This is a genomic window from Thalassovita aquimarina (assembly GCF_018219815.1).
Taxonomy (GTDB): domain Bacteria; phylum Pseudomonadota; class Alphaproteobacteria; order Rhodobacterales; family Rhodobacteraceae; genus Thalassobius; species Thalassobius aquimarinus.
Genome location: NZ_JADMKU010000004.1, coordinates 199,368 through 222,590 on the forward strand (window position 1 = coordinate 199,368; position 23,223 = coordinate 222,590).

General features: G+C 63.6%; 22 protein-coding genes. 15 read left to right on the forward strand and 7 right to left on the reverse strand.

The features are described from left to right. Positions 1 to 114 precede the first annotated feature (114 nt). A complete protein-coding gene (locus tag IT775_RS06535; RefSeq protein WP_212700283.1) occupies positions 115 to 1,671 on the forward strand; it encodes a PhoX family protein in 1,557 nt (518 codons plus the stop codon). Positions 1,672 to 1,782: 111 nt separating this feature from the next. Here the strand turns inward: IT775_RS06535 and IT775_RS06540 are convergent, their stop codons facing one another. The 4 genes from IT775_RS06540 to IT775_RS06555 form a co-directional block, all read right to left on the reverse strand. Beyond that, complete coding sequence (locus tag IT775_RS06540) at positions 1,783 to 3,156, reverse strand: glutamate--cysteine ligase (RefSeq protein ID WP_212700284.1); 1,374 nt, start codon at positions 3,154 to 3,156, stop codon at positions 1,783 to 1,785. 61 nt (positions 3,157 to 3,217) lie between these two features. Then, positions 3,218 to 3,733: a hypothetical protein gene (locus tag IT775_RS06545; RefSeq protein WP_212700285.1), complete on the reverse strand. Its 516-nt coding sequence runs from the start codon at positions 3,731 to 3,733 to the stop codon at positions 3,218 to 3,220. Further along, entirely contained in the window at positions 3,730 to 4,587 is an 858-nt protein-coding gene (locus tag IT775_RS06550; RefSeq protein ID WP_212700286.1) for a GNAT family N-acetyltransferase, read from the reverse strand. Before IT775_RS06550 ends, IT775_RS06545 begins: the two co-directional genes overlap by 4 nt. Continuing rightward, positions 4,584 to 5,306, reverse strand: coding sequence for a 16S rRNA (uracil(1498)-N(3))-methyltransferase (locus IT775_RS06555; protein WP_212700287.1), 723 nt, complete (start codon positions 5,304 to 5,306; stop codon positions 4,584 to 4,586). Before IT775_RS06555 ends, IT775_RS06550 begins: the two co-directional genes overlap by 4 nt. Positions 5,307 to 5,318: 12 nt before the next feature. On the opposite strand from IT775_RS06555, the gene ubiA reads away from it, so the two are divergent. From ubiA to IT775_RS06570, 3 genes are all read left to right on the forward strand, one after another. Then, a complete protein-coding gene (ubiA, locus tag IT775_RS06560) occupies positions 5,319 to 6,290 on the forward strand; it encodes a 4-hydroxybenzoate octaprenyltransferase (RefSeq protein WP_246525377.1) in 972 nt (323 codons plus the stop codon). Positions 6,291 to 6,351: 61 nt separating this feature from the next. Further along, the gene (locus IT775_RS06565; RefSeq protein WP_212700289.1) at positions 6,352 to 8,406 is read left to right on the forward strand and encodes an OmpA family protein; all 2,055 of its coding nucleotides are present in this window, start codon (positions 6,352 to 6,354) and stop codon (positions 8,404 to 8,406) included. Further along, positions 8,403 to 8,729, forward strand: a complete 327-nt coding sequence (locus tag IT775_RS06570) for a hypothetical protein (protein ID WP_212700290.1) — start codon at positions 8,403 to 8,405, stop codon at positions 8,727 to 8,729. The genes IT775_RS06565 and IT775_RS06570 overlap by 4 nt, the downstream gene beginning before the upstream one ends. A gap of 191 nt (positions 8,730 to 8,920) precedes the next feature. Here IT775_RS06570 and IT775_RS06575 read toward each other — a convergent pair whose 3' ends face one another. After that, a complete protein-coding gene (locus IT775_RS06575; RefSeq protein ID WP_212700291.1) occupies positions 8,921 to 10,273 on the reverse strand; it encodes an aspartate aminotransferase family protein in 1,353 nt (450 codons plus the stop codon). Between the two features lie 59 nt (positions 10,274 to 10,332). Continuing rightward, entirely contained in the window at positions 10,333 to 11,112 is a 780-nt protein-coding gene (locus tag IT775_RS06580) for an IclR family transcriptional regulator (RefSeq protein ID WP_212700292.1), read from the reverse strand. Positions 11,113 to 11,269: 157 nt separating this feature from the next. Here IT775_RS06580 and IT775_RS06585 point away from each other — a divergent pair, with 157 nt between their 5' ends. From IT775_RS06585 to IT775_RS06605, 5 genes are all read left to right on the forward strand, one after another. Next, the gene (locus tag IT775_RS06585; protein WP_212700293.1) at positions 11,270 to 12,211 is read left to right on the forward strand and encodes a tripartite tricarboxylate transporter substrate-binding protein; all 942 of its coding nucleotides are present in this window, start codon (positions 11,270 to 11,272) and stop codon (positions 12,209 to 12,211) included. A 71-nt stretch (positions 12,212 to 12,282) separates the two neighbouring features. Next, the gene (locus tag IT775_RS06590; protein ID WP_212700294.1) at positions 12,283 to 12,813 is read left to right on the forward strand and encodes a tripartite tricarboxylate transporter TctB family protein; all 531 of its coding nucleotides are present in this window, start codon (positions 12,283 to 12,285) and stop codon (positions 12,811 to 12,813) included. Positions 12,814 to 12,820: 7 nt separating this feature from the next. After that, a complete protein-coding gene (locus IT775_RS06595; protein ID WP_212700295.1) occupies positions 12,821 to 14,467 on the forward strand; it encodes a tripartite tricarboxylate transporter permease in 1,647 nt (548 codons plus the stop codon). Beyond that, complete coding sequence (locus IT775_RS06600) at positions 14,449 to 15,816, forward strand: aldehyde dehydrogenase (protein ID WP_343231115.1); 1,368 nt, start codon at positions 14,449 to 14,451, stop codon at positions 15,814 to 15,816. The genes IT775_RS06595 and IT775_RS06600 overlap by 19 nt, the downstream gene beginning before the upstream one ends. A gap of 12 nt (positions 15,817 to 15,828) precedes the next feature. Next, the gene (locus IT775_RS06605; RefSeq protein WP_212700296.1) at positions 15,829 to 17,073 is read left to right on the forward strand and encodes a Tm-1-like ATP-binding domain-containing protein; all 1,245 of its coding nucleotides are present in this window, start codon (positions 15,829 to 15,831) and stop codon (positions 17,071 to 17,073) included. A gap of 6 nt (positions 17,074 to 17,079) precedes the next feature. On the opposite strand, the gene hpaR is transcribed toward IT775_RS06605, so the two are convergent. Beyond that, positions 17,080 to 17,535: a homoprotocatechuate degradation operon regulator HpaR gene (hpaR, locus tag IT775_RS06610; RefSeq protein WP_212700297.1), complete on the reverse strand. Its 456-nt coding sequence runs from the start codon at positions 17,533 to 17,535 to the stop codon at positions 17,080 to 17,082. A gap of 98 nt (positions 17,536 to 17,633) precedes the next feature. Here hpaR and IT775_RS06615 point away from each other — a divergent pair, with 98 nt between their 5' ends. The 6 genes from IT775_RS06615 to hpaH all read left to right on the forward strand — a co-directional run bounded on the left by IT775_RS06615 (position 17,634) and on the right by hpaH (position 23,165). Then, on the forward strand, positions 17,634 to 18,017 hold the full coding sequence (locus IT775_RS06615) for a 5-carboxymethyl-2-hydroxymuconate Delta-isomerase (protein ID WP_212700298.1): 384 nt from the start codon (positions 17,634 to 17,636) through the stop codon (positions 18,015 to 18,017). A gap of 3 nt (positions 18,018 to 18,020) precedes the next feature. Next, positions 18,021 to 19,532 (forward strand): 5-carboxymethyl-2-hydroxymuconate semialdehyde dehydrogenase, encoded by a 1,512-nt coding sequence (gene hpaE, locus IT775_RS06620; RefSeq protein WP_212700299.1) that lies wholly within the window; start codon positions 18,021 to 18,023, stop codon positions 19,530 to 19,532. 52 nt (positions 19,533 to 19,584) lie between these two features. Beyond that, positions 19,585 to 20,439, forward strand: coding sequence for a 3,4-dihydroxyphenylacetate 2,3-dioxygenase (hpaD, locus tag IT775_RS06625; protein ID WP_212700300.1), 855 nt, complete (start codon positions 19,585 to 19,587; stop codon positions 20,437 to 20,439). Positions 20,440 to 20,461: 22 nt separating this feature from the next. Then, positions 20,462 to 21,442 carry a 3,4-dihydroxyphenylacetate 2,3-dioxygenase gene (hpaD, locus tag IT775_RS06630; RefSeq protein WP_212700301.1) on the forward strand — a complete coding sequence of 327 codons (981 nt, stop codon included), beginning with the start codon at positions 20,462 to 20,464 and terminating at the stop codon, positions 21,440 to 21,442. 68 nt (positions 21,443 to 21,510) lie between these two features. Beyond that, positions 21,511 to 22,368, forward strand: a complete 858-nt coding sequence (locus IT775_RS06635; protein WP_212700302.1) for a fumarylacetoacetate hydrolase family protein — start codon at positions 21,511 to 21,513, stop codon at positions 22,366 to 22,368. Further along, positions 22,365 to 23,165: a 2-oxo-hept-4-ene-1,7-dioate hydratase gene (hpaH, locus tag IT775_RS06640; protein ID WP_212700303.1), complete on the forward strand. Its 801-nt coding sequence runs from the start codon at positions 22,365 to 22,367 to the stop codon at positions 23,163 to 23,165. Before IT775_RS06635 ends, hpaH begins: the two co-directional genes overlap by 4 nt. Positions 23,166 to 23,223 lie beyond the last annotated feature (58 nt).

The following is a 23,223-nucleotide window of genomic DNA, read 5'->3' on the forward strand; positions in this document are numbered from 1 at the left end:
GTTTTTTATATCCGTTACACACTTGTCACGGCACTGTTACCATGCAGCGTTTAACAGGGTGCGTTTCGTCCCGGCATCCGGCCGGGATGCTTTCCACCACTTGGGAGATGCTCCATGAATACCCGTAGCGTAGCCGCCGCGATGATCCTTCTCGGCACCACCGCCATCGCTTCGACCGCCGCCGCCAACAGCTTGACCCGCGTTGCCACGGTGCCGCTGGAAGCTGAAATCACCGGCCTTTATGAACACGGACACGACCTGTTCTTCAACGTCCAGCATCCCAAGAAGGACCTCGGCAACAAGTTTTCCCGCGCCACCGTCGGCGTGATCGCGAACGCGGACTGGGCGGCCGCGGAACATGCGGTGCCGACCGACGCCGCCGCCAAGGCGACCGTTCTGTCGACCCTCGGCACCTATCAGGTACTGCTGCAGGAAGGCGATGTCGGCGTGATCAAGTCGCAGGGCGGCAAGGATCTGCTGGCCTCAAACGATCCCGACTTCAACGGGTTCCTGCCCATCGACGCCAACCAGGGCTACCTGTTCACCAACTGGGAAAACCGGCCCGGCGGCATGTCGCGCGCGATGCTGACACGCGGCGTGAACGGCAACTGGTCGGCCGATTTGAACAGGGTCACCATGCTGGACTTCTCCGCGGTCAACGGCACCTGGGTGAACTGCTTCGGGACCATGTCGCCCTGGAACACCCCGCTGAGTTCGGAAGAGCTGTATTTCGACAATACCGCCGACTGGAACAACCCCGAATACAAGTACATCGAGGACAACAAGGTCCTGGCCGCGTATCTGGAAGGCACCTATCCGAACCCCTATGATTACGGCTACATCGTCGAAATCACCGATCCCGCTGGTACCGCCAAGCCGGTCAAGCATTTCGCGATGGGCCGGTTCAGCCACGAAAACGCCGTTGTCATGCCCGACAACAAGACCGTCTACCTGTCCGACGACGGCACCGGCACCGTCTTCTACAAGTTCGTGGCCGACAAGGCGGGCGATCTGAGCGCCGGCACGCTTTACGCCGCCAAGATCACCCAACTGGGCGAGGCCGGAGCGCCGAGCGCCGGCACCGCGCTGCAGATTTCCTGGATCGAGCTGGCCCACGGATCGAACGCTGAAATCGCCGGCTGGATCCGCGACTTCGACGGTATCGGGCTGGACGACTACAAGGCCGGGGGAACCAGCTACATCACCGACGCGGACGTCGCCGCCTGGGCCGCCGGCGACGCCGCCGACAACCGCGTTGCCTTCCTCGAATCGCGCAAGGCCGCCGTCGCCAAGGGCGCAACCGGCGAATTCCGCAAGATGGAAGGGGTGAACATCAACTATGCCGGCGCCGCCGACGGTTCGGTGCCCTACATGTACCTCGCGATGTCGTCGATCGACAAAACCATGTCGGACGGCAAGGGTGACATCGATCTGGCCGAAAACAAGTGCGGCGTCGTCTACGAAATGAAGCTCGACGCGAACTTCAACGTCGGCAAGATGGTCCCGGCAGTCGCCGGCCACGGCTATGACGAGGCGAACACGCCGAACGCCTGCCCGGTCGATTCGATCGCGAACCCCGACAACGTGCTGGTGCGCGCAGATGGGTCGGTGGTGTTCGGCGAAGACACCGGCAAGCACGAAAACAACGCCCTTTGGATCTGGAAGCGTTAATCCTTCATCCCACAACGCACAAAAGGGGGGCGATGCCCCCCTTTTTCATTGCCGAAGCAATCATTCCGCTTTCCGTCCGGACAGACGCCACCGAGGGCGCCCTGGCCCCGCTCAGTAACTGTAGTCCTGGTAAATCCGGCTCAGATCGCCGTTCCAGTCGCCATTGTAATGCGCCAGCAGTTCGTCGGCAGGGGTCATGCCGGTTTCGATGCTGTCTTCCAGCGCGTGAAGGAAATGGCGTTCATCCTGCACCATGCCGCCCAGCCCGGGCCGGGCCCGCGCCTTCAGCCCGGCGCGCGAAATGTCCAGAACCTCGGCGGCAAGGTCGATCATCCGGCGCCCGCCGACGATCGCCTGCAGTCCACGCACGCTGGCCTCGACCCGCCAGGCTTCGCGGGTCTCCGCATCCCAGTGCTTCACCAGATCCCACGCCGCGTCGAGCGATGCCTGATTGTACATCAGCCCGACCCAGAACGCCGGCAAGGCGCAGATACGCCGCCAAGGGCCGCCATCGGCGCCGCGCATTTCCATGTATTGCTTGATCCGTGCTTCGGGGAAGATCGTGGTCAGATGGTCGGCCCAGTCGCTGAGCGTGGGCGTCTCGCCCGGCAGCGCCGGCAGCTTGCCGTCGAGGAAATCGCGGAACGACTGGCCCAAGGCGTCGATATACTTGCCGTCGCGATAGACGAAATACATCGGCACATCGAGCGCGTAATCGACATAGCGCTCGAACCCGAACCCGTCCTCGAAAACGAAGGGCAACATGCCGGTCCGCGCCGGGTCGAGATCGCGCCAGACACGCGAACGCCAGCTTTTGTGGCCGTTCACCTTGCCCTCGAAGAAGGGCGAATTGGCGAACAGCGCGGTCGCCACCGGCTGCAACGCCAGCGCGACGCGGAATTTCTGCACCATGTCGGCCTCGGATCCGAAATCGAGGTTCACCTGAACCGTGCAGGTTCGGTACATCATCGATTTGCCCATGCTGCCGACCTTGTCCATGTAGGAGGTCATCAGCTTGTAACGCCCCTTGGGCATCACCGGCATCTCTTCGTGCTTCCAGATCGGCGCGGCGCCCAGCCCGATGAAACCCACACCGATCTTGTCGGCGATATCCTTGACCTCGCGCAGGTGGGTATTCACCTCGTCGCAGGTCTGATGGATGGAACACAGCGGCGCGCCCGACAGTTCCAGTTGTCCGCCCGGTTCCAGCGACACGTTGGCGCCGTCCTTTTCCAGACCGATCAGCTTGCCGGCCTCTTCCACCGGGGCCCAGCCATGGCTGTCGCGCAACCCTTCCAGTACCGCCAGGACCGACCGCTCACCCTCATAGGGCAGTGGCTTCAGCGTGTCCTTGCAATAGCCGAATTTCTCGTGCTCGGTGCCGATGCGCCAGCTGTCGGAATCGGGTTTGCAGCCCGAGGCAAGATATTCGGCCAGCTGGTCGCGATGTTCGATCGGCCCGCCGCCGGATTGGGGAATTGACATGGTTCGCTCCGCTCTGTCTTGCCTAAGATCGGGCCAGAATTGAGGTCATTTTCCCGCAAAGTCAATGCAGCCGGCGCATGTCCGAATGCCAGACCAGCACGTCATCGGAATGCGGGTCGTTTAACGCCCGGAGCATCGCCTGCATATCAAGGCCCGGCAGGGTCGCGAAGACATCGTAAAGTGCCTCGGCGCCTTCTGCGTTCACGGGAATGTTAAGGGGCGTGGTGTCTTGCGCCAGCAGGAACCAGGCCAATTCACCGTCCATCCCCCGCTTGAGCCGCACCGTGACCAGCATCGGGATCGCCAGCGCCCCGCCAACGCGCGGCCCGAAATAGCTGACCCGGCCCTCATCCACCTCGACGATGCCGGCCCCGCCCATGCCACGGGCAAAACGCGCCCGGCGCACCGACAGAAACACCCAGACCACGCCAAGCGCCAGAATGACCCAGCCCAGCCAGCGCAGCAGCCCGTAAGAGGTCAGCGCCCAGTAAAGCCCCAGCAGGCTGAGGCCCAACGCGACGATGGCTTCGCTCCAGCGGCGCAAACCGGCGGCGGCTTCGGGACGCAGGAAACTCATGCGGCGGCTCCGATCACCCGGGGCGCTTTCAGGATCGCCACGCGATAGGCCCCGACCCGTTCGAAGCCCATGGCTTCATAGACCCGCGCGGCGACGGCGTTGTTGGCGAACAGGATCGCAGTCTTGATCCCCCGGTCCCGCGCCTCAGCCAGATGCGCAGCGACCGCGCGGCCGGCATGGCCCCTGCCGCGCCGGTCGGGCGGGGTAAAGACGCCGCCTACCTGCACCATATCGCCCACCTCGGCGTTGATGCCGGTCATCGCCACCGGCACCCCGTCTTCGATCAACAACCGCGTCTTGCCGCGCGAAATCGCCTCGACCGCGCGGGTGATCGCGACGCGCAGGCTGTCCGCCTGATCCCCGGCCTGCCCGGTGTCGCGCATATATTGCGCAAACCACAGGGCCAGCAGATCGACGTCATCGGCCACCGGCCGGCGCAATTCGGCATCCGGCGCCTGCAAGGCGGCAAGGTCGAGCCGGTAAAGCGGTTCGGCATGGTTCACGTTGAACGCCGCTTCGGGCAGGCCAAGCGCGGCGAGCGCCGCCAGAACCTGACCGTCATCCCCGGTCATGCCGCAAACCTCCTGCCCCTGCAGGGCCAAGGCGAAATCCTGCCACAGATCGAGCCCCGCCGCCGGGGCCTGACACATCAGGAAACCATTGTTGGTGCAGCCGAACATGGCCTTGACCGGGCCGGTCACCGGGGAGCGGAAAAAGGCAGTCCCGTGCGGGTGGTCGCGCTCGTCCATCCCATGTTCAGCCAGATTGCCACGCAGGAACACCGAACTGTCCGCGTGACCGGCCAAAAACGCCTCGATCTCCGCCTCTTCGCCGGGCCGCGCCTGCCGGATCATCCCCAATCCCCCAGCGCCTGCTGCCAGACGGTCAGCGCCGCCACCGCCGCCGTGTCGGCGCGCAGGATGCGCGGACCGAGGCTGACCACATGGGTGAAGGGCAGATCGTGCAGCCGCTTGCGTTCGGCTTCGGAAAAGCCGCCCTCGGGGCCGATCAGGATCGCCCAGGGGCCCGGCCCCGCCTCGCCCAGCACCTTGCCGGCGCCGACTTCCGCCTCGTCGCAGAACATCAGCTTGCGGCCCTCGGGCCAGTCGGCCAGCAGCCGGTCGAGCTTCTGCAGCCCGGTCACTTCCGGCACGAAGGTGCCGCCGCACTGTTCCGCCGCCTCGACCGCGTGGGCCTGCAACCGGTCCTGCCGGATGCGTTCGGAATTGGTGAAATCGGTCTGCACAGGGATGATCTTGGCCGCCCCCATCTCGGCGGCCTTTTCGACGATGAAATCAGTCCGCGCCTTCTTGATCGGCGCGAAAATCAGCCACAGGTCGGGCGGCATCTGCAACGGCTTGGTATGCTCGCGGCATTCCAGCGTGCCGCCGCGCTTGCCCGCCTCGACCACTTCGGCGCGCCATTCGCCGTCGCGCCCGTTGAACAGCGCGATCTGCGCGCCAAGCTGCTGCCGCATCACCCCGAACAGGTAATGCGCTTGATCGCGGTCGAGGGGAACCGATTGCCCCTGCCCCAGCGGATGATCTACATAGAGGCGGATCTTCATTGTCATGGACATATTCATATGCCGCAGAATTCCCAGACGCCAGAGCCCGCAGGCCAGGTATCCGACGCCGTGCGCGGCAACTGGGTGGATCACCTTGCCCCAGCCTGGTCGCGCCCGTACCTGCGGCTGTCGCGCGCCGACCGTCCGATCGGGACATGGCTTCTTCTGCTGCCCTGCTGGTGGGGGCTGGCGCTGGCGATCCTGCATGACGGGCAGGCGCGGCTGCACGACCTGTGGATTTTCGTCGGCTGCGGCATCGGCGCGTGGCTGATGCGCGGGGCGGGCTGCACCTGGAACGACATCACCGACCGCGACATCGACGGCAGCGTCGAGCGCACCCGGTCGCGCCCGATCCCATCGGGACAGGTCAGCGTCAAGCAGGCCGTCGTCTATATGGCACTGCAGGCGCTGATCGCCTTCGGCATCCTGCTGACCTTCAACACCGCAGCCATCGCGATGGGCATCCTGTCGTTGCTGCCGGTCGCCATCTATCCCTTCGCCAAGCGGTTCACATGGTGGCCGCAGGTTTTCCTGGGTATCGCGTTCAACTGGGGCGCGCTGCTGGTCTGGGTGGCGCATACCGGATCGCTGCACCCGGCCGCCTTCGCGCTTTATTTCGCCGGCATGGCCTGGACCCTGTTCTACGACACGATCTATGCCCATCAGGACAAGGAAGACGACGCGCTGCTCGGGGTGAAATCCACCGCCCGGCTGTTCGCCGAACGCACGCCGCAATGGCTGAAGCGGTTCCTAGTGCTCAGCGTTTCGCTGATGTCGCTGGCGGTTCTGCTGGCAATGGCGGGGCGTGGCGGATCGCCGTTCGCGGTGCTGGTGGCATTGCTGGGCCCCTGGGCCTTCGGGGCGCATATGGTCTGGCAAATGCGCATTCTCGACACCGAGGACCACGCAATATGCCTTCGCCTTTTCCGCGCCAACCGCAACACCGGCTTGATCCCCTTGCTGTTTTTCGCCGGTGCGGCACTCCTGTGATTGCACAATGTGTCCAGCGCGCCTAAACATCTGGACAACTTGACAATACCTGCAGGAAAATATGCGCCTGTCATCGCTTCTCATTACTGCCGCGCCCTTCGCAATCGCCGCCGCCCTCGGATTGCTGGCTGCCAATAGCATCGTGGACGTGATCGAAGACAATTCCGAACTCGGCATCCGCCGCAGCCTCGACGATCACGGGCTGACCTGGGCCGAAGTCCAGGCCGACGGGCTGCGGGTGATGCTGACGGGGACCGCCCCGTCGGAAGCGCAGCGCTTCAAGGCGGTATCCACCGCGGGCAGCGTCGTAGATGCCGCAAGGGTGATCGACGAAATGGCGGTGGCCGACAGCGCCTCGATGCAGGCGCCGCGCTTTTCGATTGAAATCCTGCGCAACGACAGCGGCATTTCCCTGATTGGGCTGGTGCCAGCGGAAACGGACCGTGCCAAGCTGGTCAAGACCCTGCAGTCGATCGCCGGTGACGCTTCGGTCTCCGACCTGTTGCAGACCGCCGACTACGACACGCCCGAACACTGGGAAGACAGCGTCGAATACGGCATCAAGGCGCTGAAGAAGCTGCCGCGTTCGAAAATATCGGTCGAAGCGGGGGCCGTCACCATCCGCGCCATGACCGACAGCGCCGAGGCCAAGCGCGACCTGGAAAAGGATCTGGAACGTGCCGCCGGGCATGACCTGAAGCTGGCGCTGGACATTTCCGCGCCGCGCCCGGTGATCACCCCCTTCACCCTGCGGTTCCTGATCGAAGAGGGCGAAGCGCGGTTCGATGCCTGTTCGGCCGATGACGAAGAATCCCGGACCCGCATTCTGGCCGCGGCGCGGAAGGCCGGGCTGAGCGACAATGCCGATTGCATCATCGGGCTTGGCGTGCCCTCGCCCCGCTGGGGCGAGGCCGCCGAACTGTCGATCGCCGCGTTGGCCGAACTTGGCGCCGGATCGGTGACCTTTGCCGATGCCGACATCACGCTGCTGGCGGCCGAGGGCACCCAGCAAGCGGTTTTCGACCGGGTGGTGGGCGAATTGGAAAACCGCCTGCCCGAAGTCTTCTCGCTGCATTCGACCCTGCCCCGGCCGAAGGACGACGCCAATGGCGAGGCACCGGAATTCGTCGCCACGCTGTCACCCGAAGGCCTGGTGCAGATGCGCGGCCGCCTCAGCGATGAACTGGCCCGCGCGGCCACGGAAAGCTATGCAAGGGCGCGGTTCGGGTCGGCCTCGGTCCACACCGCCGCGCGGCTGGATGACACCCTGCCGGAAAACTGGCCAATGCGGGTTCTGGCAGGCATCGAAGCGCTTTCGCACCTGTCCAACGGCGCAGTGACGGTGACCCCCGAAATGATTTCGATCTTCGGCAAGACCGGCAAACAGGATGCCAGCGCCCGCATCGCCCGGCTGCTGGTCGCCAAGCTGGGTCAAAGCGCCCGTTTCGATATCGATGTCGAATACCTGGAAAAGCTGGACCCGATCGCGGCGATCCCCACGCCGGAAGAATGCGAAGTCCGGATCGGCAAGATCCTCGAGACCAGCAAGATCAATTTCGAACCGGGGTCCTATACGCCCGACGCGAATTCCCAGAACATCATCGACGCCATTGCCGAAATCCTCAAGGAATGCGGCGAGATCAAGATGGAAATCGGCGGTTATACCGACAGCCAGGGGCGCGAAAGCATGAACCTCGCGCTGAGTCAGGCGCGCGCCCAGGCGGTGCTGAATGCGCTGCGCGAACGCCGCATCCTGACCTCGTCCTTCAAGGCAAAGGGCTATGGCGAAAGCAACCCGGTTGCCAGCAACGAGACCGAGGAAGGCCGCGACGCGAACCGCAGGATCGAATTCAAGCTGATCCGCCCCGAACCGATGGTGGAAACCGAAACCGCACTGGAAAGCCTGGAAACGCAACCGGCAGAGGAAGAAGCCGGCTCTCCGGCGGAAGAAGACGAAGCCTCGGCCGCAGAAGAGGCAGGGAAGGTATCGGCGGATGCGGCAGATAAAGCCACGGCGGACGAGCAAGACAAAGCCTCGGCTGATGAGGCCGACGAAGCCACGGCTGAAGAAGAAAAACCGGACGAGCAAACCGGCGCGGAGGAAACAGACAAATGAACAGAACCGAATTCATCATCGCAACGGCCATCGTTCTGTTCGTGGCCTTCTGCCTTGGCTGGTTCGCCTATTGGCTGATCCACAAGTTCACCCGCGTCGCCAAGGCCGACATCGGCGAACTGGAGCGCATGGCGCAGGAACTGCACGAGGCCGAGGAAGCCCGCGATCAGGCGATCACCTACATGCAGCAGCGCGAAGCCGAGTTGACCAACCAGTTGTCGCAGACCGAGGCCGAGCTTTCCGCAACCATGGACGGGCTGCGTGAAGCCCGGCACGAGGCGGAAGAACTGCGCGCCTATATCGAACGGCAGAACGCGGGCTGAGCGAACACGAGCCGGGTCAGCGCCAGTCCGCGGGGGGGCGCTGCGACCTTTGAGTATGGCACTTTATCCCAGCCAAGCCCGTGCGTCCTACCAGTGGAAAATCAAGCAACACCAAAGCGCCAGTCCGTCGGGGCGAACTGGCGCTGGCCCGGTGGCCTTCGGCCTTGTTCCGGGCTTAGCACTAATCGCCGTTACAGGCTGTCGAACCCGGCACGAAGCGCCGACAGGATCACCTGCGCATCGTCCGATGTCAGCACCAGGGGCGGCGACAGGATGATGTTGGGGCCCGACACGCGAACCATCGCGCCGGACTGATAGGCCACTTCCTGCACCTGATTGATCCGCGCCTTGTCGATCGGCGCCTTGGTGGCGCGGTCGCTGACCAGTTCCATCGCACACATCAGCCCGTGACCGCCGCGCACATCGCCGATCAGGTCTAAATCGGCCTGCAGCGATTTCAGCCCCTCGTGAAGCTCCGCCCCGCGCGCCGCCGCGTTGTCCTTGACGTTCAACCGCTTGGTTTCCGCCAGGCAGGCCAAGGCCGCCGCCGCCCCTACCGGGTGGCCGGAATAAGTGTAGCCGTGGCCGATCGCGGCGCGGCCGCTTTCGTCCTTTTCGAACACCTCGGCCACCGCGTCGGAAATCATCACCGCGCCGAAGGGGAAGTATCCGTTGGTGATCGCCTTGGCGGTGCACATCAGGTCGGGCTGCACGCCCCAGTGACGGCTGCCGGTCCAGCTGCCGGTGCGGCCGAAGGCGGTGATCACCTCGTCCGCGATCAGCAGGATGCCGTGTTTGCTGCAGATCTCGCGCACGCCGGGCATGAAACTTTCATGCGGTGGGATCACTCCGCCCGCGCCCAGCACCGGTTCCATGATCATCGCCGCGATGGTGCCCGCGCCCTGGAAGGCGATTTCATCCTCCAGCGCCTGCAGGCACAGCTGCGCCAGCTTTTCCGGGTCGGTTTCGTTGAACGGGTTGCGATAGGTATAGGGTGCCGGGATGTGATAGCAGCCGGGCAACAGCGGTTCGTACTGGGTGCGGAAATTTGCGTTGCCGTTGACCGAGGCGCCCCCGGTATGGGTGCCGTGGTAGCCTTTCTTCAGCGACAGGTACTTGATCCGGCCCGGTTCGCCCTTGACCTTGTGATACTGCCGCGCCAGCCGCAAAGCGGTTTCCACGCTGTCGGACCCGCCGCTGGTGTAAAACGCGCGCGACAAACCGTCGGGGGCGAAGAAATCGCGCAATTCCTCGGCCAGTTCGATCACGCAATCGTTCGTGGTGCCGCGGAAGATCGAATAGTAGGGCAGCCGGTCCAGCTGCGCCGCGATCGCCGCCTTCACCGGCTCGCAGGAAAATCCGAGGTTGACGTTCCACAGACCGCCGACGCCATCGACCACCTCGTGCCCGTCGACATCGGTGATCCGCACGCCCTGCGCCCCGGTGACGATGGTGGGCGGGTTCTGCTGGCTGTCGGCGGGATGGGCCATCGGGTGCCAGACCGAACGGGCATTCATCTCTTTCAGGAAATTGCTGTCTTTCATGGGTCTTCCCCCTTATCTGAATGCCCGCGAAACGCCGGCGTCAATCTGTTCAGGCCCTGTCAGGCCGCGTTTTCCCGGTTGAAACCATCAGGCAGGAAACCGCCCAGCAACCGTGTCAGATCCAAGGCGCACCGTTTTACCTCGGTGCGAATCGTGGCGATCAGATCCGCGTTCATGCGCGCCACCGGCGCAGCGACGGCGACCGCGCCGATCACCGATTGCGTGGCATCGAAGATCGGCACCGCGTGGGAATGCACGTCTTCTTCGAAGCCGCCGACATATTCGGCGATTCCGGTTTCGCGCACCGCGCTCAGGCGGGCGCGCAACTGGTCGGGATCGGTTATGGTGTCCGGCGTTTTCGCCACCAAGGGCGCGCTCAGAACCTTGTCGACGAAATCCGGCGGGCTGAAGGCTAGAACCGCAAGCCCGGAACTGGTGGCGTGCAGGTTCAGCACCTCGGCATCTTCCATCGTCACCCTTGTCCCGTGGACCGGGCTGTAAGCATAGGCGAGCGTCGACAACTGATCCCCCTGCAACAGTGACAGATGCGCGGTTTCGCCGGTTGCGGCGCTCAGTTCGTGCAGCACCTTGAGCGACACTTCCCGCATCGGCACCGCTGCTTCGCGCAACGCGGCAAGCCGCAGGAAGGCCGGACCAAGCCGGTATTCCCGCCCCGATCCGACCTGTTCGACGAATCCCTGTTCGGCCAGTTCGGTCAGCAGACGGTGGACGGTGGCCTTGTTAAGCCCCGACAGGCGAGTCATGTCGCTAAGCCCGATCTGTGGCCGCGCCCGGTTGAAATGCCCCAACAATGACAATGCCTTGGATACCGTTCCCATGTCCGGGATCACCTTCCTTCAAGTTCACTTTCCGGGCAGTCACCGCACAAAACGGCGGCCCGGTTTACAAATTTGTTGACAGAAGTTCCGCCCCTCTGTCAATCTAAAAAAGAACCAACGGTTCGAATAATGAGCCGATAATGACAGGGAGACTGAAATGATCATCAACAAGGTTCTGGGCGGCGCTCTTGCGCTTGCCCTTACGGCAACCGCCGGCGCAGCCATCGCCGAATACCCCGAAAAGCCCGTCAGTTTCATCGTGCCCTGGCCGCCCGGCGACCTCGAAGACGTGCTGACCCGGATGATCGCCGAGGATTTCCAGACCGAATACGGCGTTTCGGCGGCGGTGGTGAACAAGCCCGGCGGCGGCGGCGGCCCCTTCCCCGGCGCGATCGAAGTCGCCAATGCGCCCGCCGACGGCTACACCATCGGGTCCTTCGTAATCGGCGTTCCGGTGGTCGGCCACCAGATCGGCATCGACGACCTGACCCCGGCCAAGTTCGATCCGCTGGGCATCTTCCTGACCTATCCCTTCGTCATCGCCACCAGCGGCGACGCCCCCTATTCCAGCATGGCGGAACTGGCGGACTACGCGAAATCAAACGACGTGGCGCTTGGCCATTTCGGCGACGTGCTGACACCGACGCAGGTGACCAAGGCCTTTGCCGTGAATGCCGGTTTCGAATGGGGGTCGGACGCGGCCTTCGACGCGCTCGACTGCAACACGCTGGCCTCGGGCGACGCGGACGTGATCAACACCACGCTGCAGCTGATCCTGCCCTGCCTCGATCAGGTGAAGGTGCTGACCGCGATTACCGACAGCCGCATCCCGCTGGTGCCCGACGCGCCGACCATCGGCGAACTGGACGACAGCCTGAACATCGCGCTGTGGAACGGGCTGTTCGTGACCAAGGACACCCCCGCGGACGTGCGCGAAAAAATCATCGCCGTGGCCAAGAAAACCGCGATGAGCGACCGGGCGCAGGCCGTTGCCAAGGAAACCGGCGCGCTGGTTTACTGGCAGGGCGCGGATGAGGCCGCGGCGCGCGTGGCCAAGGATATCGAAACCGTGGATCACATCGGCAAGCTGCTGGAGTGATCCATTCGAAATGGACCGGGCAATGCCTGTTGCCCGGTCTTCCTTTCCCGCTTTAGTCCCGGACACCCCTAATGAGCGATGAAGATCTTTCGCGCCAGATCGGCCGGCGCAGTGGACAGATTATCTTTGCCATCGCCTTCCTGGCACTATCGGCGCTGCTGCTGAGCCAGATCGGCGATCAGACAAAATGGGTGAAGAAGACCAAGTTCTTCGCCCAGCCCCGGTTCTGGCCCGCCGTGGGTCTTGGAGGCATGGTCCTGTTCGGCGCGCTGCACCTGTGGCGACTGCCCCGGCGCAAAATCGACCGGTTCGACCGCGACGAGGTGCTGGTCTGGGCCCAGATTCTGGAATACGCACTGTGGTTCATGGCCTATGTGCTGCTGGTGCCGCTGGTTGGCTACCTGCCGGTCACCGTCGCCTTCATGCCGCTGATGGTCTGGCGCATGGGCTATCGCGACCGGCGTCTCATGTGGATCAGCGCCGCGACCGGCGTGATGATCGTGCTGCTGTTCAAATCCTTCCTGAACGTGAAGATCCCGGGGGCCGCGCTCTACGAATACCTGCCCGGCGCTCTGCGCGGTTTCTTCATCCTGAATTTCTGAGGACCTTATGGACCTTCTGCTTTCCGGCTTCGACATCCTTGCCCGCTGGGACGTTGTCCTGGCTCTGCTGACCGGATCGGTCGGCGGGGTTCTGATCGGCGCCATCCCCGGCGTCGGCCCCGCGGTTGCCATCGCCATCCTGCTGCCCGCCACCTTTTCGATGGACCCGATCGTCGGGCTGACGGTGCTTCTGGGCATCTACGGGTCTTCGATGTATGGCGGCGCGATCCCGGCGATCCTGATCAACACGCCGGGCACGGCGGTTAACGCCTTGACCACCTATGACGGATTCCCGATGACCAGCCGGGGCGAAGCGCGAAGGGCCATATCGCTGGCCTATTCGGCGTCCTTCTTCGGCGGCATCTTTTCGGTGATCTGCCTGATCCTGTTTTCGCCCGTGCTGGCCAAGGTCGCCCCGATGTTCGGATCGCGCGAGATTTTCCTCGCCGCACTGCTGGGCATCATCCTTGTCGTTACCGCGCACCGGCGGCAGACGCTGATCGCCGCCGCACTGGCCTGTTTCGGAATCTTTATCAACACCATCGGGCTGGAACCGGTGAAATATTCAAAGCGCTACACCTTCGACCAATCCTTCCTGTCCGGCGGGGTCGACTTGATCGTGGTGGTGCTGGGTCTGTTCGCGCTGAGCCAGGCATTTTTCCTGCTGCAGGGCGAGGATGAAAAAACCCGGATCAACAAGCTGAAGGGCGGATTGTTCCAAGGATTGCGCGAACTCACCCGCCACCCGCGCGTGGCCGGCGTGTCGGCCGGTTTCGGCGTACTGATGGGCATGATCCCTGGGGTAGGCGAATTCACCGCGCAGTTCATGTCCTACACCTACGCGCAAAAGACGTCGAAACGGCCCGACGATTTCGGCCACGGATCGTCCGAAGGGCTGATCGCCGCCGAAACCGCCAACAACGCGGTGCCCGCCGCCGCGATGGTGCCGCTTCTGGCCCTTGGCATCCCGGGCGAGGCGCTGACCGCGATGATGCTGTCGGTGTTCTACGTGCATAACGTGGTGCCGGGGCCGCAGTTGTTCCAGAATCATATGGATTTCGTCGTCGCGCTGTACCTCGCGCTGCTGATCCTGAACGTGATGGTTCTGGTGTTCCTGCTGTTCGCCACCAACCATCTGATCAAGGTGGTGAAGATTCCCAACCGGTTCCTCGGCGTTGCGATCCTGACGCTCAGCTTCGTCGGCGTCTACAGCTTGCGCAACTCGGCCACCGATTGCGTCATCGCCGCCCTGTTTGGCGTTCTGGGCTTCGTCCTGAAACGCCTGTCGCTGCCGATCGTGCCGATCATCCTCGGGATGGTTCTGGGTGGCATCATGGAGGTCAAGCTGCGCGCCGGGATGGCGCGGGTGAAAGCCTTCCCCGATTTCTTTCTCGACGGGCGCGGCGACAATACCTCGCTGCGTCCCATCGCGGTGATCCTGTTCCTGATGATCATCGCGGTTCTTGCCCTGCATTTCCGCCGCGTCTGGCTGGATCACAAGGAACTGAAGGAGGCCAAATGGTCGACCAAGCACTCATCGACACATATCGGAGCGCACCTGTCGCGCCGCAGAAACTCCATATTGACGGAACGTGGCAAGAAGCGGAGGGCGGAACGCTCGATGTTCTCTCCCCGATCGACGGACAGAAGCTGACCACGATCGGAAACGCCTCGAAGGCGGACGTGGACCGTGCCGTTGCGTCGGCGCGCGCCGCCTTCGAGGACGGCCGCTGGTCGCGCATGGCCCCGGCCGCGCGCAAGAAGGTGCTGCACAAGATCGCTGACATCATCGAACGCGAGGCGCTGGCACTGACCGTTCTGGGCGTGCGCGACAACGGCACCGAAATCAACATGGCGCTGAAGGCCGAGGCCGGATCGGCAGCGGGCACCTTCCGCTACTACGCCGAAGCCATCGACAAGGTGTATGGCGAAATCGCCCCGACCGCCCCGAACGTGCTGGGTCTGGTCCATCGCGAAGCGGTGGGTGTGGTGGGCGCCATCGTGCCGTGGAATTTCCCGCTGATGATCGGGGCGTGGAAACTGGCCCCGGCCCTGGCGGCGGGAAATTCGGTGGTTCTGAAACCGGCCGAAACCGCGTCCTTGTCGCTGCTGCGGCTGGCGGAAATCTGCGCCGAGGCGGGTCTGCCCGACGGGGTGCTGAACGTGGTCACCGGCGAAGGCCGCGTCACAGGCGAGGCGCTGGCGCTTTCGATGGACGTCGACGTTCTGGTCTTCACCGGGTCGGGCGCGACAGGGCGGCGGCTGTTGGAATATTCGGCGCGGTCGAACCTGAAGCGGGTCTATCTGGAACTGGGCGGCAAGTCGCCCAACATTGTTTTCGCCAACGCGCCCGATCTGGACCAGGCGGCGAAGGTTTCCGCGATGGGGATTTTCCGCAATTCCGGGCAGGTCTGCGTCGCCGGATCGCGGTTGCTGGTGGAACGCGCGGTGCATGACGACTTCGTCGCGCTGATGGCGAAACACGCCGAGGCGCTGAAGGTGGGCGATCCGCTGGACCTCACCAGCCAGATCGGCGCGGTCAATTCCGATACCCAGCTGCAGGGCAATCTGGGCTTCGTCGCGGATGCGATCAAGGTAGGCGGCGAAATCGCGCTTGGCGGCAGCCGCATTCTCGAAAGTTCGGGCGGCTATTACATGGAACCCACGATCGTGACCGGGGTGCAGCCCGATCACCGGCTGGCGCAGCAGGAGGTGTTCGGCCCGGTTCTGGCCGTCACCCCCTTTGATAGCGAGGACGAGGCGGTGAAGATCGCCAACGGCACCGATTACGGGTTGGCCGCGGGCGTCTGGACCGGCAACCTGTCGCGGGCCCATCGCATGGTCCGGAACATCCGGGCGGGTGTGGTGCATGTGAACACCTATGGCGGTGCCGACAATACGGTACCGCTCGGCGGGGTGAAACAATCGGGCAACGGCCATGACAAATCGCTGCATGCGCTGGATAAATACACCGACCTGAAAACCGCATGGATTCAGCTCTAACCGGGGAAGACGATGACCGCAGACAAGACGATCCTGATCGCCGGAACCTATGACACCAAGGATGATGAATTATCCTATCTGGCCGATTGCATAATGGGTCAGGGCGGCGGCGTTCTGACCATGGATGTCAGCGTGCTGGGCGACCCCAAGGCGCCGACGGACGTGTCGAAACACGACGTGGCACAGGCGGGCGGCAGTTCGATCGAGGCCGCCATCGCCAGCGGCGACGAAAACGTCGCGATGCAGATCATGGCCAAGGGTGCGGCGGCCTTGGCCTCGAAACTGCATGCCGAAGGGAAGATCGACGGCGCCATCGTGTTGGGCGGCACGATGGGCACCGACCTTGCGCTGGACCTGTGTGCGGCGCTGCCGCTCGGCGTGCCGAAATACGTGGTCTCGACCGTCAGCTTTTCCGCCATGCTGCCGCCCGAACGGCTGGCCGCCGATATCCAGATGATCCTCTGGGCCGGGGGGCTGTACGGGCTGAATTCGGTCTGCAAATCCTCGCTGAGCCAGGCAGCGGGTGCCGTGCTGGGCGCGGCGCGCGCGGCAGAACCGCCGAAACGCGACCGGCCGCTGATCGGCATGACCAGTTTCGGCAAGACGATCCTGCATTACATGGTCAAGCTGAAACCCGCGCTGGAAGACCGCGGGTATGAGGTCGCGGTGTTCCACGCCACCGGCATGGGCGGACGGGCGTTCGAAGCGCTGGCCGAACAGGGCGCCTTTGCCTGCGTGATGGATTTCGCCACGCAGGAGGTCGGTAATCACATGATGGGATCGGGCATTTCCGCCGGGGCCGACCGGATGACCAATGCCGGGCTGAAGGGCATCCCGCAGATGGTCGCGCCGGCCTGTTACGACCTTGTAGATCTGATCGGCTGGCACCCGCTGCCCGAACGGTTGAAGGGGCGCGAGGCGCATGATCATAACCGGTTGCTGACCTCGGTCCTGCTGAGCACCGACGAGAGGCGCGAAGTCGCCCGGCTGATGGCGGAAAAACTGTCCACCGCGACCGGGCCGACCACCTTCCTGCTGCCCAACAAGGGTGGCAACGAATGGGACCGCCCCGGCGCGCCGCTGCACGATGCCGAGGGGCTGGCGGCCTTCTGTGACGAGATACGCGAGGCCTGCCCGGCCAACGTCACGCTGGAAGACCTCGACTGCCACATCAACGACGATGCGTTCAGCGAAAAAGTGTTGGAGATCTTCGATCAGTGGGTATCGGACGGAATCGTGCCGAAAGCTGAGGGTTGAGGCCCCCTACGGTCCCGCAGGGCGTTCCAGCGCGTCCAGTTCGTTCAGCAGGTCGAGCAGCGCATCCAGTTTTTCCTGGCCGAATTCATCCCGCAGCCAAGCGTTCAGCTGCTGGCTTTCCTCCAGATTGTCGAGGATCAGCTGACGACCAGTCTCGGTGATCGAAATCTGCTGCTTGCGCCGGTCCGTCGGATGCGGCGCGCGCGCCACCATGCCCTTGGCTTCCAACGTCTGCAGGATGCGCGTCAGCGATGGCAACAGCAGACAGGACCGGTCGGCGATTTCGGTCGGGTCGAGCGTGCCGCGTTCATCCAGCACCCGCAACACCCGCCACTGTTGCTCGGTAACGCCTGCCTTGGACAGCATGTTGCGGATCGGTCCCATCACCCTTTCCCGCGCACGCAGCAGGGCGATCGGCAGGGATCGATTCGTTTCCGTTGGTTTCGGTCGGTGGCTATCCATGCCCCTTATGTGCCTTCGTTTTTTCAAAACGGCAAGTCATAGGGTTGACGCAGCAAACCATTTTGATTAACATGTTAATTACAAAGAGAGGAGAAGGCATGGCTCATTTCATGATCGACTATTCCGCCAACCTCGACGAGGTGGTGGACTGGCCTGCCTTCTGCGACCTGATCCGGCGGACAGCGATCGACACCGGCGTCTTCCCGATGGCCGGCATCCGCGTGCGGGCATTCCGCGCGACCCATGTCAGCATCGCCGACGGCGACCCCAAGCACGACTATATCGACATCTCCGTCCGTTTGCGCGGCGGCCGCACGCTGGAGGCGCGCAAATCCGCCACGGCGGATCTGTTCGCCGCCGCCGAAGACTTCCTCAAACCGCTGATGCAAACCCGTTCCATCGCCCTGTCGATGGAAATGCGCGACATCGACCCGGAACTGGCGCCCAAGACCGGCACCATCCGCGATCATCTGAAAGGCTGACACATGTCCGATCTTCAAGCCAATATCGACAAGCTGCAGGGCTACCTGGCCCGGTTCCGCGACAGCGGCGTTCTGAACCGGATCGATGGCGAGGACCGTCCGGCCCAAGGCGGCGCGACGTTCGAAAACCACTCGCCGGTGGATGAAACGCGGATCTGCAGCGTCGCGAATTCCGGCGCCGCCGATATCGACGCCGCCGCACAGGCCGCCAAGGCGGCCTTACCAGCCTGGCGCGACATGGACCCGAACGAGCGCAAGAAGATCCTGCACAAGATCGCCGACGGTATCGTCGCGCGGGCTGAGGAAATCGCGCTCTGCGAATGCTGGGACACCGGGCAGGCGCTGCGCTTCATGTCCAAGGCGGCGTTGCGCGGCGCGGCCAATTTCCGCTTCTTCGCCGACCGTGCGCCCTCGGCGCGCGACGGGCAGCACCTGCCCTCGGCCACCCTGATGAACATCACCACGCGGGTGCCGATCGGCCCGATCGGGGTCATCACGCCGTGGAACACGCCCTTCATGCTGTCGACCTGGAAAATCGCCCCGGCGCTGGCGGCGGGCTGCACCGTGGTGCACAAACCGGCCGAATTCAGCCCTGTGACGGCCCGTATCCTGATGGAAATCGCCGAGGAAGCCGGATTGCCGCCGGGCGTCTGGAACCTCGTCAACGGATTTGGCGAGGATGCCGGGAAAGCGCTGACCGAACATCCCGACATCAAGGCCATCGCCTTCGTCGGTGAATCGAAAACCGGGTCAATGATCATGAAACAGGGCGCCGACACGCTGAAACGGGTGCATTTCGAACTGGGCGGCAAGAACCCCGTGATCGTCTTCGACGACGCCGATCTGGACCGCGCGCTCGATGCTGCGATCTTCATGATCTATTCGCTGAACGGCGAACGCTGCACCTCGTCGTCGCGCCTGCTGGTGCAATCCACCATCGCCGAGGAATTCACCGCCAAGCTGATCGAGCGGGTCAACCGGATCAGGGTCGGCCATCCGCTGGACCCGACGACCGAAATCGGGCCGCTGATCCACCAGACCCATTTCGCCAAGGTCTGTTCCTATTTCGACATTGCCAAATCCGACGGCGCCACCATCGCCGCGGGCGGCGAAGCGCTGGACCAACCGGGTTATTACGTGCGCCCGACGCTGTTCACCGGGGCCACGAACGACATGCGCATCGCGCAGGAGGAAATCTTCGGCCCCGTCCTGACCGCGATTCCCTTTGACACCGAGGAAGAGGCGCTCACAATCGCCAACGGCGTCGCCTACGGGCTGACCGGATACGTCTGGACCAACGACCTGACCCGCGCGCTGCGCTTCACCGACAAGCTCGAGGCCGGGATGATCTGGGTGAACAGCGAAAACGTCCGCCACCTGCCCACCCCCTTCGGCGGGGTCAAGGCCAGCGGCATTGGCCGCGACGGCGGCGACTGGTCCTTCGAGTTCTACATGGAACAGAAACATATCGGCCTGGCGACCGGCCAGCACCGCATCCCCCGGCTCGGCGCCTGACCGGCACTGCAAGGAAACGCGCGAAAAGTTTCTTCGAGGAGGAGGAAGACAGATGGGAGAAATCGTTCTTGCCGCCAAGATGACCCATGTTCCGACCATGCTGATGTCGGAACAGGACGGGCCGATCAAGGGCAAGCGGCAGGCCGCCATCGACGGCCATCGCGAAATCGCGCGGCGCGCCAAGGCGCTCGGCGCCGACACGGTGGTAATCTGCGACACCCATTGGGTGATCAACGCGGGTTTCCACATCAACGCCAACAGCCGGTTCGAGGGCCTGTTCACCTCGAACGAATTCCCGCAATTCATCCAGGACCTGCCCTATGGCTATGACGGCAACCCGGAACTGGGCGATGCCATCGCGAAGGCCGCCAGCGACAGGGGCGCCTACACACTGTCGCATCACCTCGACAGCCTTGAACTGGAATATGGCACGCTGGTGCCGATGCGCTTCATGAGCCGCGAGCATGAGATGAAGGTGGTGTCGATCGCCGCCTGGTGCACCGTGCACGGTCACGACGAAAGCCGCGTGGTGGGCGAGGCGATCCGCGCAGCGGTGGCGGCCAGCGACAGCAAGGTTCTGCTCGTCGCCAGCGGCAGCCTGAGCCACAAGATCTGGGCCAACAAGGATTACGCCGCCAATAACGGCACCTTCACCATCAGTTCCGAATTCAACCGGCAGATGGACCTGCACATGCTGGAAATGTGGAAACGCGGCGATCACGCGACCTTCCTGAAGATGCTGGGCGATTACGCGCAGTTCTGCTGCGGCGAAGGATCGATGCATGACACCGCGATGCTTTACGGTGCGCTTGGCTGGGACCAGTATGACGGCAAATGTGAAGTCGTGACCGACTATTTCCCCAGTTCCGGTACCGGCCAGACCAACGTGATCTTCCCGGTCCAGTAACCGGCCCCGAAGGAGAGCAGAGATGCCCATTCCCGCCCCGAACCTCTACCCGGCCTTCAACATCGTCCGGCTGAGCCATGTGGAACTGATGGTGACCGACCTGGCCGCGTCGCGTGCGTTTTACGTCGACACCCTGGGCCTGCAGGTCACCGACGAGGACGACCAGGTGATCTACCTGCGCGCGATGGAGGAACGCGGCCATCACTGCATGGTGCTGCGCAAGGGCGACACGCCGGAGGTCAATTACCTGTCCTACAAACTCTATTCCGAAGAAGACCTCGACAAGGCTTGGGACTGGTTCGCGGCCAAGTGCCTGCCGGTGGAGTGGGTCACCCGCCCCTATCAGGGCCGCACGTTGCGCACGACGGACCTGTTCGGCGCGCCGATGGAGTTCTATTTCAAGATGGACCGGCTGGAACCGATCCATCAGAAATACGCGCTTTATCACGGGGTGAAGCCGCTGCGCATCGACCACTTCAACTGCTTCAGCCCGAACGTGGACGAAAGCGTCGCCTTCTATAACGAAATGGGCTTCCGCGTCACCGAATACACTGAGGACGAGGAAAGCGGGAACCTGTGGGCCGCATGGATGCACCGCAAAGGCGGCATCCACGACATCGCCTTCACCAATGGCCAAGGCCCGCGGCTGCATCACACCGCCTTCTGGGTGCCGACGCCGCTCAATATCATCGACCTGCTCGATCTGATGAGCACCACCGGATATCTGAGCAATATCGAGCGCGGGCCGGGGCGGCACGGGATTTCCAACGCCTTTTTCCTCTACATCCTCGACCCCGATGGGCACCGGATCGAAATCTACTGTTCCGATTACCAGACCGTGGACCCGGATCTGGAGCCGATCAAGTGGGATCTGAAGGACCCGCAGCGGCAGACGCTGTGGGGCGCACCGGCGCCGAAAAGCTGGTTCGAGCATGGCAGCACGTTCGCGGATGTCGAGGTTCGGGCCTCGAAGATGAAGGCGCAGCCCATCATCGCGCCATGAGCGCGGGTGGCCGGGGGCGGGACTCCGCCGGCGGCAGTATTTGAGGAACAGAGGAAAGGATACCGGGGATGAAATTCGCAACGGTGCGCGCGGACGGGGCGCAGCTCTACGGCGCGGTGGTCGAGGACGGGTTCATCGCCCTGTCGCCCGATTTTCCCGACTGGCCAACCCTGCGCGAGGTGATCGCGGCGGACGGTCTGTCGCGGCTGGAAGTGGCGACGGCGGGACGCGCGGCAACCCATCCGAACGGCACGTTCCGCTATGACATCCCGGTGCCCGGCCCGGAAAAAATCATCTGCGTCGGGGTGAACTTCCCCGACCGCAACGCCGAATACAAGGACGGCACGGCGCAGCCCAAGCACATGTCGCTGTTCCCGCGTTTTCCGCGCAGTTTCACCGGCCACGATTGCCCGCTGATCCGGCCACCGGAAAACCACACGCTGGATTACGAGGGCGAGGTCGCCATCGTGATCGGCAAGGGCGGACGGCGGATCAAGGCGGAGGATGCCTACGATCACATCGCCGCGCTGACGCTTTGCAACGAAGGCACGATCCGCGACTGGGTGCGGCACGCCAAGTTCAACGTGACGCAAGGCAAGAACTGGGACAATTCCGGCGCGATCGGGCCGTGGCTGGTGCCCTTCACCGACGCCGCGCAGCTCGATGAGGCGCGGATTCAGACCCGGGTGAATGGCGAGCTGCGCCAGGACGATGTCCTGTCCCGCATGATGTTTCCGATCCGCGAGGAAATAGCCTATATCAGCACCTTCACCACACTGATGCCCGGCGACATCATCATCACCGGCACCCCGACCGGCGCCGGCGCCCGCTTCGATCCGCCGCGCTACCTGAAACCGGGCGACGTGGTCGAGGTGGAAGCGACTGGCATCGGAACCTTGCGCAACACGGTGGAGGACGAGGCGTGACGCCGCAGCAGCATAAGGAAGCCGCCGCCGCCCTGTGGCAGGCAGAACAGACGGGCACCCAGATCGGGCTGTTGTCGCTGCAATATCCGGGCATGACGATGGACGATGCCTATGCCGTGCAGTCCGCGCTGGTCGAAGCACGGCGCGAGGCAGGACGAGAGGTGATCGGCTGGAAGATCGGGCTGACCTCGAAAGCGATGCAGCAGGCGCTCAACATCGACATTCCCGACAGCGGCGTGTTGATGGACGACATGCTGTTCGACAATGGCGGAGAGGTGCCCAAGGGCCGGTTCATCCAACCCCGCGTCGAGGCCGAAATTGCCTTCGTTATGAAGGCGCCGCTCGCCGGTGCGGATGTGACGCGCGACGACGTGATCGCGGCCACCGATTACGTGGTTCCGTCGCTGGAAATCCTCGACACCCGCATCCTGCGCGCCGACCCCGACAGCGGCAAAACAAGGATCATCACCGATACGATTTCCGACAACGCCGCCAATGCCGGGCTGGTTCTGGGCCACGACCGCCACGCGATCGACGCTTTCGACCTGCGGTGGGTCGGCGCTGTCGTCAGCCGCGATGGCGCGGTCGAGGAAACCGGGCTGGGCGCAGGGGTGCTGAACGATCCGATCGAAGGCATCGTCTGGCTGGCACGTCGAATGGATCAGTACGGCCAGAAGATCGAGGCAGGACAGGTGATCCTGTCGGGCAGTTTCATCCGCCCCGTCGAGGCGCCGTCGGGCTGCCGGGTAGAGGCCGATTTCGGCCCCTTCGGGCAGGTGTCGGTCCGCTTCGGTTGATGCGCCCTTGCCATTGCCCGCGATTATGCGTCATTTGGCAAGACCTTGAGGGAGGACG